This is a genomic window from Scandinavium sp., assembly GCF_032012665.1.
Classification (GTDB): domain Bacteria; phylum Pseudomonadota; class Gammaproteobacteria; order Enterobacterales; family Enterobacteriaceae; genus Scandinavium.
This window is the reverse complement of the sequence record NZ_DALZVG010000007.1, coordinates 1-14,110: the sequence shown is the minus strand read 5'-3', so window position 1 is coordinate 14,110 and position 14,110 is coordinate 1. Positions and strand designations below refer to the sequence as shown.

Annotated in this window: 13 protein-coding genes; 8 read left to right on the top strand and 5 right to left on the bottom strand. The window is 55.2% G+C overall.

From position 1 onward, the window contains the following. Nucleotide 1: 1 nt before the first annotated feature. Entirely contained in the window at nt 2-1,045 is a 1,044-nt protein-coding gene (gene selD / locus RTU33_RS08095) for a selenide, water dikinase SelD (RefSeq protein ID WP_312626524.1), read from the bottom strand. 267 nt (nt 1,046-1,312) lie between these two features. On the opposite strand from selD, the gene phoC reads away from it, so the two are divergent. After that, the gene (gene phoC, locus RTU33_RS08090) at nt 1,313-2,059 is read left to right on the top strand and encodes an acid phosphatase PhoC (protein WP_312626523.1); all 747 of its coding nucleotides are present in this window, start codon (nt 1,313-1,315) and stop codon (nt 2,057-2,059) included. Between the two features lie 88 nt (nt 2,060-2,147). On the opposite strand, the gene RTU33_RS08085 is transcribed toward phoC, so the two are convergent. Beyond that, nucleotides 2,148-2,699, bottom strand: a complete 552-nt coding sequence (locus tag RTU33_RS08085; RefSeq protein WP_312626521.1) for an NAD(P)H nitroreductase — start codon at nt 2,697-2,699, stop codon at nt 2,148-2,150. A 164-nt stretch (nt 2,700-2,863) separates the two neighbouring features. Here RTU33_RS08085 and sppA point away from each other — a divergent pair, with 164 nt between their 5' ends. From sppA to RTU33_RS08065, 4 genes are all read left to right on the top strand, one after another. Continuing rightward, a complete protein-coding gene (gene sppA, locus RTU33_RS08080) occupies nt 2,864-4,717 on the top strand; it encodes a signal peptide peptidase SppA (protein WP_312626519.1) in 1,854 nt (617 codons plus the stop codon). 53 nt (nt 4,718-4,770) lie between these two features. Then, nucleotides 4,771-5,787 (top strand): asparaginase, encoded by a 1,017-nt coding sequence (ansA, locus tag RTU33_RS08075; protein ID WP_312626517.1) that lies wholly within the window; start codon nt 4,771-4,773, stop codon nt 5,785-5,787. A 9-nt stretch (nt 5,788-5,796) separates the two neighbouring features. Beyond that, nucleotides 5,797-6,438, top strand: a complete 642-nt coding sequence (gene pncA / locus RTU33_RS08070) for a bifunctional nicotinamidase/pyrazinamidase (protein WP_312626516.1) — start codon at nt 5,797-5,799, stop codon at nt 6,436-6,438. Between the two features lie 238 nt (nt 6,439-6,676). Next, a complete protein-coding gene (locus tag RTU33_RS08065) occupies nt 6,677-7,930 on the top strand; it encodes a glycoside hydrolase family 18 protein (protein ID WP_312626514.1) in 1,254 nt (417 codons plus the stop codon). Between the two features lie 104 nt (nt 7,931-8,034). Here RTU33_RS08065 and RTU33_RS08060 read toward each other — a convergent pair whose 3' ends face one another. Continuing rightward, nucleotides 8,035-8,313 (bottom strand): DUF1315 family protein, encoded by a 279-nt coding sequence (locus RTU33_RS08060; protein WP_312626513.1) that lies wholly within the window; start codon nt 8,311-8,313, stop codon nt 8,035-8,037. Between the two features lie 42 nt (nt 8,314-8,355). After that, on the bottom strand, nt 8,356-8,769 hold the full coding sequence (gene msrB, locus RTU33_RS08055; protein WP_312626512.1) for a peptide-methionine (R)-S-oxide reductase MsrB: 414 nt from the start codon (nt 8,767-8,769) through the stop codon (nt 8,356-8,358). Nucleotides 8,770-9,107: 338 nt separating this feature from the next. Here msrB and gapA point away from each other — a divergent pair, with 338 nt between their 5' ends. Continuing rightward, nucleotides 9,108-10,103 carry a glyceraldehyde-3-phosphate dehydrogenase gene (gapA, locus tag RTU33_RS08050; RefSeq protein ID WP_004860805.1) on the top strand — a complete coding sequence of 332 codons (996 nt, stop codon included), beginning with the start codon at nt 9,108-9,110 and terminating at the stop codon, nt 10,101-10,103. A gap of 87 nt (nt 10,104-10,190) precedes the next feature. Then, complete coding sequence (locus RTU33_RS08045) at nt 10,191-11,075, top strand: D-hexose-6-phosphate mutarotase (RefSeq protein WP_312626509.1); 885 nt, start codon at nt 10,191-10,193, stop codon at nt 11,073-11,075. Between the two features lie 78 nt (nt 11,076-11,153). Here the strand turns inward: RTU33_RS08045 and RTU33_RS08040 are convergent, their stop codons facing one another. Then, the gene (locus tag RTU33_RS08040; RefSeq protein ID WP_312626508.1) at nt 11,154-11,903 is read right to left on the bottom strand and encodes a MipA/OmpV family protein; all 750 of its coding nucleotides are present in this window, start codon (nt 11,901-11,903) and stop codon (nt 11,154-11,156) included. A 429-nt stretch (nt 11,904-12,332) separates the two neighbouring features. Here RTU33_RS08040 and yeaG point away from each other — a divergent pair. Next, nucleotides 12,333-14,110: protein kinase YeaG (gene yeaG / locus RTU33_RS08035; RefSeq protein ID WP_312626506.1), on the top strand; the 1,778-nt coding region annotated here is incomplete at its 3' end.

The following is a 14,110-nucleotide window of genomic DNA, read 5'->3' as shown; positions in this document are numbered from 1 at the left end:
GCTAGCGGATCTCAATCATCGGGCGACCACCGCGGGCAGTAACCAGCTCGCCAATGGCGGTCAGCGTGATGCCGTATTCTGCCGCCGTGGCTTTCGTTTCATTTTCCGCTTCCGGCAGCACCGCCAGCAGCAGGCCGCCGGAGGTTTGCGGATCGCACAGCAGGTTGCGCCACTCTTCCGGCATTTCGCCCATCAGGTGACCATAGCTGGCAAAGTTACGCGAAGTTCCGCCCGGCACGGCGCCCTGGGCAATGTACTCTTCCACGCCCGGTAGTTTTGGCACGTCGGCAAAGCGAACCTGCGCCTGAACGCCCGCGCCCTGACACATTTCGCTCAGGTGACCCAGCAGGCCAAAACCGGTCACGTCGGTCATCGCTTTAATGCCGTCGATGTTGGCAAAAGCCGCCCCGGCGAGGTTCATCTGGCACATCACCTCTGTCGCCAGGCCTTTGTGCTCAGGCTTAAGCAGCGATTTTTTCTCCGCAGTGGTCAGCACGCCGATGCCCAGCGGTTTGGTCAGATAAAGCTTGCAGCCCGCCTGCGCGGTGCTGTTTTTCTTCACCCGCTCGGTCGGCACGATGCCGGTCACGGCGAGACCAAAAATAGGCTCCGGCGCGTCAATCGAGTGGCCGCCTGCCAGCGCAATACCTGCCTGCTGACATGCAAAGCGCCCGCCTTCAATCACTTCGCGAGCGATTTCCGGTGCAAGGGTGTTAATGGGCCAGCCGAGGATCGCAATCGCCATGATCGGTTTACCGCCCATCGCGAAGATGTCGCTGATGGCGTTAGTGGCGGCGATGCGCCCGAAATCAAACGGGTTATCGACAATCGGCATAAAGAAGTCGGTGGTGCTGATGACCGACGTGCCGTTACCCAGATCGTAAACGGCCGCGTCATCGCGGGTTTCGTTGCCGACAAGCAGGTTCGGGTCGATAAACTTCGCCTGCTCGCTGTGCAGGATGGTTTCAAGCACTTTGGGGGAAATTTTACAACCGCAACCGGCTCCGTGGCTGTATTGCGTCAAACGAATGGCTTGCTCGCTCATGGACATCTCCTGTCATTGCAATCCTGCTATGTTAGCGCCCATTTGCGGAGGTGATAAGTACGACAATCTGATTTCGCGCGCTGTTGCTCATTAAGCGCACGATTGATGCCGAAAACGGATGGGCTGGCTTGACGCTTTCGGAATCCATTCATTCACAAAATTTATGAATCCCCCGTTTTGCGAGTTGCCGCACCCTTTTTTGCCGCCATTTATGACAGAAATGTGACAGTTTTCCCCCTGGACGATTTCAAACAATAAGGATCACTCATGAAGAAAAGTCTTTTGGCGTTTTGCGTGGCCAGCCTGTTTTCCGTCAACGCCCTTGCCCTTGTTCCCTCTGGCAACGATGCCACCACCAAACCTGACCTCTATTATCTGAAAAATGCACAGGCTATCGACAGCCTGGCGTTGCTGCCACCGCCTCCGGAAGTGGGCAGTATTGCTTTTCTGAACGATCAGGCGATGTATGAGCAGGGCCGCCTGCTGCGAACTACCGAGCGCGGGAAGCAGGCAGCAGAAGATGCCAACCTCAGCAGCGGCGGCGTGGCAAACGCCTTCTCTGGCGCATTTGGTTCGCCGATTACCGAGAAGGACAGCCCGGAACTGCACAAGCTGCTGACCAATATGATTGAGGATGCCGGCGATCTGGCGACCCGTTCAGCCAAGCAGAAATATATGCGCATTCGCCCGTTTGCCTTCTACGGCGTACCAACCTGCAACACCAAAGAACAGGATGAGCTGGCAAAGAACGGCTCTTATCCGTCCGGCCACACCTCTATCGGCTGGGCGACGGCGCTGGTGCTGGCGGAAGTGAACCCGGCGCGGCAGAACGAGATCCTCAAACGCGGATACGATCTGGGCCAAAGTCGGGTGATTTGCGGATATCACTGGCAGAGTGATGTCGATGCGGCGCGCATTGTGGGTTCGGCGGTCGTGGCAACCCTGCACACCAATCCAGCCTTCCAGCAGCAGCTGCAAAAAGCGAAAGAGGAATTTGCGAAGGTGCAGAAGTAAATTTTCTTGCCCGGCGGCGCGAGGCTTGCCGGGCCTACAAGCCCCGTATTTCGTAGGCCGGATAAGCAGAGCGCCATCCGGCAGGAAATCAGAACCGAACCACAAACGGCGCGATATCCGGCACGGATATGTTAGCTGAAGCCTTCAGCTGCGGCGTGCCCAGGTAAAGAAATCCTACGATTTTATCCTGCTCGCGGCACTGTAACCCATCGCGCACCACCGGGCTGTCGGTTAACGCCCCGCTGCGCCAGATCCCGTTAAACCCTTGCGCCACTGCCGCCATCTGCATCGCCATTACGGCGCAACCAGCAGACATTTCCTGCTCCCATTTAGGCACTTTATGGTGCTCCTGGCATTTAGCAACCACGGCGATGATCATCGGGGCGCGGAACGGCGCATTACGGGCTTTCTCAATCGCTTTTTCATCCTGTCCGGCTTCGATTGCGCCTTTCTGCAGCAGCTGGCTGAAGCGTTCGCGTCCTTCACCTTCAATGACGAAAAACTGCCACGGCGTGAGCGTGCCGTGATCCGGTGCCCGCAGGCCTGCGCGAAGAATATTTTCCAGCTGTTCGCCTGCCGGTGCCGGATCGGCCAGACGAGAAGCGCTGCGGCGGTTGACCAGTAAGTCGAGTGCATCCATTAAGGGATCTCCTGTCATAGTGTTTTCACAAAATTAACATGACGGCAGAATTTGTTACAGCGGCGGAGGCGATTCCTGCTGACAACCGTCGGCGGTGTCTTTAGGATAGCCTCACGTCGCGCCTTTGCGGGCGGACCTCTATTTCATTCAGGCAGGGAGAAAACATGCGAACCCTTTGGCGATTTATTGCCGGATTCTTTAAATGGACATGGCGTTTACTGAACTTCGTCCGCGAACTGGTGCTGAACCTGTTCTTTATTCTGTTGGTGCTGGTGTGCGCGGGTATCTGGATGCAGTTCAGCGGCAGTTCGACCGAAAGCACTGGCCGCGGCGCGCTGCTGATGGATATCACCGGCGTGGTGGTCGATAAGCCCTCTTCCACCAGCAAATTCGGCGCTATCAGCCGCCAGCTGCTCGGAGCAAACTCCGATCGTCTGCAGGAAAACTCGCTGTTCGATATCGTGCAGACGATTCGCCAGGCGAAAGACGACCGCAACATCACCGGGATCGTACTGGATCTGAAAAACTTTGCCGGGGCCGATCAGCCGTCTATGCAGTATATCGGCAAGGCGCTGCGCGAATTCCGCGACGGTGGCAAACCTGTTTACGCCGTGGGCGACAGCTACACTCAGGGCCAGTACTACCTGGCGAGCTTCGCCAATAAAATTTATCTCTCGCCACAGGGCACCGTGGACCTGCACGGCTTCGCGACCAACGGTCTGTATTACAAATCCCTGCTCGACAAGCTGAAGGTCACCACTCACGTGTTCCGCGTCGGTACCTATAAGTCAGCAGTCGAACCATTTATTCGTGACGATATGTCTCCGGCAGCGCGTGAAGCAGACAGCCGCTGGATTGGCGAACTTTGGCAGAACTATCTGACGACCGTTGCCGCCAACCGTCAGACCACGCCAGAGCAAATTTTCCCGGGCGCACAGGGGATGCTTGACGGCCTGCGTAAGGTCGATGGCGACACGGCGAAATACGCGCTGGATAACAAGCTGGTTGACGTGCTGGCCTCCAGTGCAGAAATCGAAAAGGCAATGAGCAAACAGTTCGGCTGGAGCAAAGCGGATAACGATTACCGCGCCGTCAGCTACTACGACTATTCGCTGAAAACCCCTGCGGATAAAGGCGCAAGCGTAGCGGTCATCTTCGCTAACGGTGCAATCATCGACGGAGAAGAAACCCCGGGCAACGTGGGAGGCGACACCACAGCTTCGCAGATTCGCGATGCGCGTCTTGATTCAAAAGTGAAAGCGATTGTGCTGCGCGTCAACAGCCCTGGCGGCAGCGTCAGCGCCTCCGAGGTGATTCGTTCTGAACTGGCGGCAGCCCGCGCGGCCGGTAAGCCGGTTGTCGTTTCAATGGGCGGTATGGCAGCCTCTGGCGGCTACTGGATCTCCACGCCTGCCGATTACATCGTGGCTAACGCCAGCACGCTCACCGGATCTATCGGTATCTTTGGCGTGATCAACACGGTTGAAAACAGCCTCGGCACCCTTGGCGTGCATACCGATGGCGTCTCCACTTCTCCGCTCGCCGATATTTCGGTGACCAAAGCGCTGCCGCAGGAAGTGCAGGACATGATGCAACTGAGCATCGAGAACGGCTACAAGCGCTTTATTACGCTGGTGGCGCAGTCCCGACACAGCACGCCTGTGCAGGTGGATAAGATTGCGCAGGGCCACGTCTGGACCGGCCAGGACGCGAAAGCTAACGGTCTGGTCGACAGCCTGGGTGATTTCGATGATGCCGTGGCGAAAGCCGCAGAGCTCGCGAAGCTCAAGCAGTGGCACATTGACTACTATCAGGAAGAGCCATCGCTGTTCAGCTCGGTAATTGACAGCCTGAGCGGATCGGTGCGCGCCGCGCTGCCGGAAGCATTGCAGGCTTATCTGCCCGCGCCGCTGGCGAGTGCTGCAAGCGTGGTAAAAGCGGAAAGCGATAAGCTCGCCGCCTTCAACGACCCGCAGAACCGTTACGCATTCTGTCTGACCTGCGCTAACATACGTTAATTCCTGTCCCCTCCGCCGGAGGGGATTTTTTTATCTGATTCAGTCACTCCAACATGCAAAAAAAATCAATTTACGTGGCCTACACTGGCGGGACCATCGGGATGCAGCGCTCTGAGCAGGGCTATATTCCGGTGTCTGGCCATCTTCAGCGTCAGCTGGCGCTGATGCCAGAGTTCCATCGCCCGGAAATGCCGGACTTCACCATCCACGAGTACGCCCCGCTGATGGACTCCTCAGATATGACGCCAGACGACTGGCAGCATATTGCTGACGATATTCAGGCGCATTACGATGAGTACGATGGATTCGTCATCCTGCATGGCACGGACACCATGGCCTTCACCGCCTCGGCGCTCTCTTTCATGCTGGAGAACCTGGGCAAGCCGGTAATTGTGACAGGGTCACAAATCCCACTGACGGAACTGCGATCAGACGGGCAAATTAATTTGCTGAATGCGCTGTATGTGGCGGCTAATTACCCGATTAACGAAGTCACGCTGTTCTTCAACAATCGCCTGTTCCGCGGCAACCGCACCACCAAAGCGCATGCCGATGGTTTCGACGCGTTTGCCTCACCTAACCTGCAACCTTTGCTGGAAGCCGGGATCCACATTCGTCGCTCCGGCACGCCGCCTGCTCCGCACGGTACGGGTGGTCTGATCGTTCATCCGATCACCCCGCAGCCCATTGGCGTGGTCACTATCTATCCCGGCATTTCCGCCGATGTGGTACGTAACTTTCTGCGCCAGCCGGTAAAAGCGCTGATCCTGCGCTCTTATGGCGTGGGCAATGCACCGCAAAATGGTGAGTTCCTGAAAGAGCTGGCCGAAGCCAGCAGCCGTGGGATTGTGGTGGTCAACCTCACGCAGTGCATGTCCGGCAAGGTGAACATGGGCGGATATGCCACCGGCAACGCACTCGCCCACGCGGGCGTCGTTAGCGGTTTCGATATGACCGTCGAGGCCACGCTGACCAAGCTACACTTTCTGCTAACGCAGGGGCTGGATTGCAATGCCGTGCGTACCGCAATGCAGCAGAACCTGCGCGGCGAACTGACGCCGGACGAATAAGGAGCAACGATGAACGGACAAGCGCTGTTACTGGTTGATATCCAAAACGATTTTTGTGCTGGCGGTGCACTGGCTGTACCGGAAGGCGACAGCACAGTGGATGTGGCGAATGCGATGATCCATTGGTGCCTGGTGCGCGGCGATGCGATTGTCGCAAGCCAGGACTGGCACCCGGCGAACCACGGCAGCTTTGCCAGCCAGCATGGCGTTGAGCCCTACACGCAAGGCACGCTAGATGGCCTGCCGCAGACGTTCTGGCCCGATCACTGCGTGCAGAACAGTGAAGGCGCGGAGCTGCACCCCATGCTCAATTCACAGCATATCGATGTGGTTTTCCCCAAAGGCGAAGCGGTGAATATCGACAGCTACAGCGCATTTTTCGATAACGGTCATCGTCAGAAAACCGGTCTGGATGAGTGGCTGAAGGCGCAGCAAGTTTCAGAGCTTATCGTGCTGGGCCTCGCGACGGATTATTGCGTCAAATTTACCGTGCTGGATGCGCTGAAGCTCGGCTATGAAGTCAACGTCATCACCGACGGCTGTCGCGGCGTTAATCTTCAGCCGCAGGACAGCGCGCAGGCGTTTATGGAGATGGCAGCCGAAGGCGCTACGCTTTATACCTTCGCCGACTGGCAGGAAACGCAGGCCTGAGTTTTTGAGATCGCCGGGCGGCACTCCGTTTGCCCGGCCTACGTGGCTGGTACGGCCTGAGCCCTCACCCGTCCCTCTCCCACAGAGAGAGGGAGCAACCGTACAACGTCCTCATTTTTCTCCAATTTGAACCCTTCTCGCATTTTTTGCGAAGCGGCACTGCTACTCTGTCCTGGCTATTTTTTCGTCACGCCGCGTTGTGTGGCGTGCTTATTTTTTTAGTCAAAGAGGAAACTGTATGAAGCTATTGCCTGTTCTGGCAGCCTTACCCCTGCTCTGCGCGCCGTACGCCTTCGCCGCCGATATGATGTCCGTCGGCTACTTCAACGGCGGCGGTGACGTGACCGCCGGTCCCGGCGGCGATATCGATAAGCTGGATGTCCGTCAGATAACGCACCTCAATTACTCCTTTGGTCTCATCTACAACAACGAAACGGGCGAGACGAACGAAGCGCTGAAGGACGTCAGCAAACTGCATCAGATCTGGCTGTCGCCTAAAGTGATCGCCGACCTGAAAAAAATCCCTGAGCTGCGCAAGCAAAACCCGAACCTGAAGGTGCTGCTGTCGGTGGGCGGCTGGGGAGCCCATGGGTTCTCAGGCGCGGCGGACGATAAAGAGAGTCGCGAAGTCTTTATCCGTTCAGCAAATGACATCGTCAATACCTACGGCCTGGACGGGATCGATCTCGACTGGGAGTACCCGGTCAACGGCGCGTGGGGGCTGGTGGATAAAAAGCCGGAAGACAAGGACAACTTCACCGCCCTGCTGAAAGCGTTACGTGAAGCGCTGCCGAAGGAAAAACTGGTCACCGTCGCACTCGGTGCGAATGCGGAAAGTCCGAAAAGCTGGGTCGACGTGAAGGCCATTGCGCCGTATCTGAACTACATCAACCTGATGACTTACGATATGGCCTACGGTACACAGTACTTTAACTCCAACCTGTATGACTCCCAAACATGGCCTACGGTGGCGCAGGCGGATAAGTACAGCGCTGATTTCGTGGTGAACAACTATCTGGCGGCCGGGCTGAAGCCTGAGCAGATGAATCTGGGCATTGGTTTCTATGGCCGGGTGCCGAAGCGAGCCACTGAGCCAGGTATCGACTGGAGCAAGCCGGATGCCCAGAAGAACCCTGCCACTCAGCCCTACTTTGGCCCGAGTGAAATCGCCCTGTTTAAATCGCTCGGCTTCGATCTCAGCAAAGACACCTACGTGAAGTACAACGACATTGTCGGCAAGCTGATTCACGATCCGCAGAAGCGCTTTACCGAACAGTGGGATGATGAGGCAAAAGTACCTTGGCTGTCGCTGAAGTCGGCGGAAGGGAAACCGCTGTTTGCGCTGTCATACGAAAACCCACGCTCGGTGGATTTGAAAGCGCAATACATCAAGGAGAAAGGCCTCGGCGGCGCGATGTTCTGGGAATATGGTGCGGATGACCACAACCAGTTAGCCAGGCAGTTGGCGACGTCTTTAGGGATTAAGCACTGATAAAGCAGAGTGCCCGGTGGTGGCTTCGCCGTATCGGGCCTACAGGCAAACGCTATCTGTAGGCCCGCGCAAGCAATGCGCCGCCGGGCATCAAATCACAAAACTTACTGCATTTTCAGCGTTGCAATCGGCTTCGGTGCGATACCGAAATCCTCTTTCAGCTGCTGCTTGCTCTTCATCACCATCTGCCCCTGCGTGTCGATGGTCATGTGCTGCGCGTCGGTATTATTGCGCGCCTGCCACAGCATCACTAACTGCAGGCAATTCTCTTTCTGTTCCGCCGTCAGGGCGACGCCATCCGGCCATTTTCCCAGCTCAACGGCGGTTGCCAGACGCAAATACACTTCCTCTGACATGCCGTCGATCATTTGCTCAATATTCACCCTTCACTCCGTAACGCAGGAATAATTTGCTGAATCGTTTCTTCAGCCCTTGGTTTGCTCGCCGTTTTGCTCATCGGTGAAGCTCAACGAGGCCGAATTCACGCAGTAGCGCTCCCCTGTAGGCTGCGGGCCATCCGGGAATACGTGACCAAGATGCGCGTCACAGTTTCCACAGCGGATTTCAGTGCGCTGCATGCCGTGGGAGGAGTCGTTCAGGTAGCGGATCGCCGTGTCGCTGACGGGTTCATAAAAGCTCGGCCAGCCGCAGCCAGAGTCGTACTTGCTTTCGGCGGTAAACAGCGCGGCATCGCACACCAGGCAGTGATATACGCCGTCGCGCTTGTTGTGCAGCAGGCGGCCGGTGAACGGCGGTTCGGTCCCGTGATTCTGCGTCACGTAGAACTGCATTTCGCTGAGCGAGCCTTTCAGCTGCTCCGGGGAAGGTTTGTTGGTCATGGGCTCACATCTCGCTGTATTAAGGACCACTTCAGCGTCGATTCTAACAAAACATTAACAATGAAGCGTGAACTTTTGTTCTAAACTTAGTCGTTGCGAAAGGGTCGCCAGATAATCGTGATCTGAATCACATTTTTATCTCTTATGGCCTTTAAAATTCCGGGCGCAGCCCCCATGTGGAATTTGGCCCAATGGATGAGTGAGGCGGTCAATCGTGCAAAGGCTATGCAGAGGATTGATTTGTCGCAATGATTGACACGATTCCGCTTGACGCTGCGTAAGGTTTTTGTAATTTTACAGGCAACCTTTTATTCACTAACAAATAGCTGGTGGAATATATGACTATCAAAGTAGGTATCAACGGTTTTGGCCGTATCGGTCGCATTGTTTTCCGTGCTGCTCAGGAACGTTCTGACATCGAAATCGTTGCAATCAACGATCTGTTGGACGCTGACTACATGGCGTACATGCTGAAATATGACTCCACTCACGGTCGTTTTAACGGCACCGTTGAAGTGAAAGACGGTCATCTGATCGTTAACGGTAAAAAAATCCGTGTTACCGCTGAGCGTGATCCGGCTAACCTGAAGTGGAATGAAGCAGGCGTTGACGTCGTTGCTGAAGCAACGGGTCTGTTCCTGACTGACGAAACCGCGCGTAAACACATCACCGCTGGTGCGAAAAAAGTTGTTCTGACTGGTCCTTCCAAAGACAACACCCCAATGTTTGTTAAAGGCGCTAACTTTGACAAATACGAAGGTCAGGACATCGTTTCCAACGCATCCTGCACCACCAACTGCCTGGCACCGCTGGCGAAAGTTATCAACGACAACTTCGGCATCATCGAAGGTCTGATGACCACCGTTCACGCGACCACCGCAACTCAGAAAACCGTTGATGGCCCGTCTCACAAAGACTGGCGCGGCGGCCGCGGCGCAGCTCAGAACATCATCCCATCCTCTACCGGCGCTGCTAAAGCAGTAGGTAAAGTACTGCCAGAACTGAACGGCAAACTGACTGGTATGGCGTTCCGCGTTCCAACTCCAAACGTATCCGTTGTTGACCTGACCGTTCGTCTGGAAAAAGCAGCGTCTTACGAAGAAATCAAGAAAGCAATCAAAGCGGCTTCTGAAGGCGCAATGAAAGGCGTTCTGGGTTACACCGAAGACGACGTTGTTTCTACCGATTTCAACGGCGAAGTTTGCACTTCCGTGTTCGATGCTAAAGCGGGTATCGCACTGAACGACAACTTTGTGAAACTGGTTTCCTGGTACGACAACGAAACTGGCTACTCCAACAAAGTTCTGGACCTGATTGCTCACATCTCCAAATAAGTTGAGATGAGACTCTGATCCAAAAAGGCGACCTCGGTCGCCTTTTTTTATGGCTTTACGTTTACGGCTCACCTTTAGGATTGCACCATGATTAATAAAATTTTTGCTCTCCCGGTAGTTGAACACCTTACCCCTGTCCTCTCCCGCCGTCAGTTGGACGATCTCGAGCTGATCGTTGTCGATCATCCACAGGTCAAAGCCTCTTTTGCGCTGCAGGGCGCTCACCTGCTTTCCTGGAAACCAGCGGGCGAAGAAGAAGTGCTGTGGCTCAGCAACAACACGCCTTTTAAAAATGGCGTCGCCCTGCGCGGCGGCGTGCCAATCTGCTGGCCATGGTTTGGCCCGGCTGCGCAGCAGGGTCTGCCGGCTCACGGCTTCGCCCGTAATCTACCGTGGACGCTGAAAGCGCATAACGAAGATGACAACGGCGTAGTGCTGACCTTTGAACTGCAAAACAGCGAAGAGACGAAGAAGCTGTGGCCGCACGACTTCACGCTGTATGCGCGCTTTAAGGTCGGTAAAACCTGTGAGATTGAGCTTGAGGCTCACGGTGATTTCGAGACCACCTCTGCCCTGCACACCTATTTCAACGTCGGTGATATCAGCAAGGTGAAAGTGAGTGGCTTTGGCGATCGCTACATCGACAAAGTGAAGAATGCTGAAGAAGGCGTACTGGCTGATGGCGTGCAGACCTTCCCGGACAGAACCGATCGCGTTTATCTCAACGCGGAAGCCTGCAGCGTGATCCACGACGGTGCACTGAATCGCAATATCGACGTGGTCCATGGTCACCACAGCAACGTGGTTGGCTGGAACCCGGGCCCGGCGCTCTCCGTCAGCATGGGCGATATGCCGGACGATGGCTACAAAACGTTTGTCTGCGTGGAAACCGCCTGCGTGACTAACCCGCAGAAAGCGTCCGAAGAGAAGCCTTCACGTCTTTCTCAGTCGATTCGCGTCGCTAAGCGTTAATTCCTCGCACTGTCATAACGCAAAACAGGGCGTCTCCGCCCTGTTTTATTGCATTCCACGCATCTTATTAGTGCATCATCAGAAGCTGTAGGTGATCCCTGTGGACAGCAGACCCGTCCAGCTCTTGTCGATCATTGGGCTGTCAGTGACCTCATCTGACAGACGGGTGTAGCGCCCGATGCCATACACGGTCCAGTCGTCCGTCAGCTTATAGCTCATCGAAAGCTCTACGTACGGGTTCCAGCCGCTGTCCGGATCGTAGCTGCGCAGGCCACTTTTCCGGGATTCATTTTTGGAAACGCCGTAGTAGTACTCGTTCTGATTTCCGCTGTTCCACTGCACACCGATGCCCGGCGTTACCGTCAGCTTGCCCGCGTTGTAGCGGTAGAGCCAGGCGGTGTCCCAGGTGATGCCGTTGCTTTTATCCAGCGTATCACCCGCGAGCGTGGTGCGCAGGAAGCCATACTGGGTAAAGTGCATATACGACAGGCCAGCCATCATCGTTGACTGACGACGATCGAGCTTGCGGAGCTGATGATTGTCGCTGTCGCCCGGCTTGAAGTACAGCGGCGACCAGTAAGCGGTGATGGAGAGCTTATCGGCCTGGTCATTCCAGAGGTAATAGCCCCCGCCAAGACCGTGGAACCAGAAATTCTTGCTTTCGTAATCGATAGCCGGCACCGGATAATAATCAGTGTGATACTGCTTATACGGATGCCCGACCACGCCAACGCCTGCTCCCAGCGTCAATTTGCTGTCTTCAGCGTGCACAACGGTAGCTGCTGTTGCGAGAAGCAGGCCCGTTGTTAAAAGTTTAATTGTCTTCACGTTGCATATCCCTTTAAAAATACAAGCGGCTGAAGTTTACCCGCCCGACCCGCTTACCTCAAATTCTTTACTTCCACTGACACTGTTTAACCTGCCAGGCTGCCACCTTTGTATGACGCGCTGCTGACAGCCGGATGACACCCCGATGAAACCCTGAAATCTCTTCATCTTTAAGTCGCGGTATTTTTTGATGAGTTATTGATAAGTCATTGAAATTGATTTTTCTCAACATGCAAGTTTTCCAAATGCCATCTACGCTTAAATTCAGAAGGTGTAATCGCGGGCCACGCTATCTTTTCAGTGCTGGCAACCTGGCACAAGGGTTGCTGCAATCTGAGTGAGCGTCGTTCAGCTTACGGCTTCCGGGAGCCTCTACTACTCATATGAACGGCTCTCATCCTGTGCTAAAAAACGAAAGGACGGCATGCCATGAATATATTCGATCACTATCGCCAGCGTTATGAAGCTGCCAAGGACGAAGAGTTCACACTGCAGGAATTTCTTGCCATCTGTAAACAAGATCGCAGTGCCTATGCCAATGCGGCAGAACGACTGTTAATGGCTATCGGTGAGCCAGTCATGGTCGATACTGCCCATGAGCCACGGCTGTCCCGTCTGTTTTCGAACCGGGTGGTTGCACGCTATCCGGCGTTTGAAGAGTTCTACGGTATGGAAGACGCTATCGAGCAGATCGTCGCCTACCTGAAGCACGCCGCTCAAGGCCTGGAAGAGAAGAAACAGATCCTTTATCTGCTGGGCCCGGTGGGCGGCGGTAAATCTTCTCTGGCCGAGCGCCTGAAATCGCTGATGCAGCGCGTGCCCATCTATGTGCTGAGCGCCAACGGCGAACGCAGTCCGGTGAACGATCACCCGCTGTGCCTGTTCAATCCACAGGAAGATGCCCAGATTCTGGAAAAAGAGTACGGCATTCCTAACCGTTATCTCGGCACCATTATGTCGCCGTGGGCGGCGAAACGGCTGAACGAGTTTGGCGGTGACATCACCAAATTCCGCGTGGTGAAAGTCTGGCCGTCAATTCTGGCACAAATTGCCATTGCCAAAACGGAACCCGGCGATGAGAACAACCAGGATATCTCGGCGCTGGTCGGGAAGGTCGACATTCGCAAACTGGAAAACCACGCGCAGAACGATCCGGATGCCTACGGCTATTCCGGTGCGCTGTGCCGCGCCAACCAGGGTGTGATGGAATTCGTCGAGATGTTCAAGGCGCCGATTAAAGTGCTGCACCCGCTGCTGACCGCGACCCAGGAAGGTAACTATAACGGTACCGAGGGGATCTCTGCCCTGCCGTTCAACGGCATCATTCTGGCGCACTCCAACGAATCGGAATGGGTCACCTTCCGCAACAACAAAAACAATGAGGCCTTCCTTGACCGCGTCTACATCGTCAAAGTGCCTTATTGCCTGCGGATCTCTGAAGAGATCAAAATTTACGAAAAACTGCTCAACCACAGTGAGTTGACCCATGCGCCTTGCTCACCGGGCACCCTGGAAACCCTGGCGCGCTTCTCGATTCTGTCGCGCCTGAAAGAGCCGGAAAACTCGAGCATCTACTCGAAAATGCGCGTGTACGACGGCGAAAGCCTGAAAGATACCGATCCGAAGGCGAAATCCTATCAGGAGTATCGCGACTATTCGGGCGTTGACGAAGGGATGAACGGGCTCTCCACCCGCTTTGCGTTCAAAATCCTCTCCCGCGTCTTCAACTTCGACCACATCGAAGTGGCGGCGAACCCGGTGCATCTGTTCTACGTGCTGGAGCAGCAGATTGAGCGTGAACAGTTCCCGCAGGAGCAGTCTGAACGCTACCTTGAGTTCCTGAAAGGCTATCTGATCCCGAAATATGCCGAATTTATCGGCAAAGAGATCCAGACCGCCTATCTTGAATCCTATTCCGAATACGGACAGAACATTTTTGACCGTTATGTCACCTATGCGGACTTCTGGATCCAGGATCAGGAATACCGTGATCCGGATACCGGCCAGCTGTTTGACCGCGAATCCCTGAACGCGGAGCTGGAAAAAATTGAGAAGCCTGCCGGGATCAGTAACCCGAAAGACTTCCGCAACGAAATCGTCAATTTCGTGCTGCGCGCCAGAGCGAACAACAGCGGACGTAACCCGAACTGGACCAGCTACGAAAAACTGCGCACCGTTATTGAGAAGAAAATGTTCTCCAATACCGA

What these genes read in the sequence shown, in the direction of transcription:
- selD (WP_312626524.1), bottom strand. Translation starts at nt 1,045, where the DNA reads ATGAGCGAGCAAGCCATTCGTTTGACGCAATACAGCCACGGAGCCGGT.
- phoC (WP_312626523.1), top strand. Translation starts at nt 1,313, where the DNA reads ATGAAGAAAAGTCTTTTGGCGTTTTGCGTGGCCAGCCTGTTTTCCGTC.
- RTU33_RS08085 (WP_312626521.1), bottom strand. Translation starts at nt 2,699, where the DNA reads ATGGATGCACTCGACTTACTGGTCAACCGCCGCAGCGCTTCTCGTCTG.
- sppA (WP_312626519.1), top strand. Translation starts at nt 2,864, where the DNA reads ATGCGAACCCTTTGGCGATTTATTGCCGGATTCTTTAAATGGACATGG.
- ansA (WP_312626517.1), top strand. Translation starts at nt 4,771, where the DNA reads ATGCAAAAAAAATCAATTTACGTGGCCTACACTGGCGGGACCATCGGG.
- pncA (WP_312626516.1), top strand. Translation starts at nt 5,797, where the DNA reads ATGAACGGACAAGCGCTGTTACTGGTTGATATCCAAAACGATTTTTGT.
- RTU33_RS08065 (WP_312626514.1), top strand. Translation starts at nt 6,677, where the DNA reads ATGAAGCTATTGCCTGTTCTGGCAGCCTTACCCCTGCTCTGCGCGCCG.
- msrB (WP_312626512.1), bottom strand. Translation starts at nt 8,769, where the DNA reads ATGACCAACAAACCTTCCCCGGAGCAGCTGAAAGGCTCGCTCAGCGAA.
- gapA (WP_004860805.1), top strand. Translation starts at nt 9,108, where the DNA reads ATGACTATCAAAGTAGGTATCAACGGTTTTGGCCGTATCGGTCGCATT.
- RTU33_RS08045 (WP_312626509.1), top strand. Translation starts at nt 10,191, where the DNA reads ATGATTAATAAAATTTTTGCTCTCCCGGTAGTTGAACACCTTACCCCT.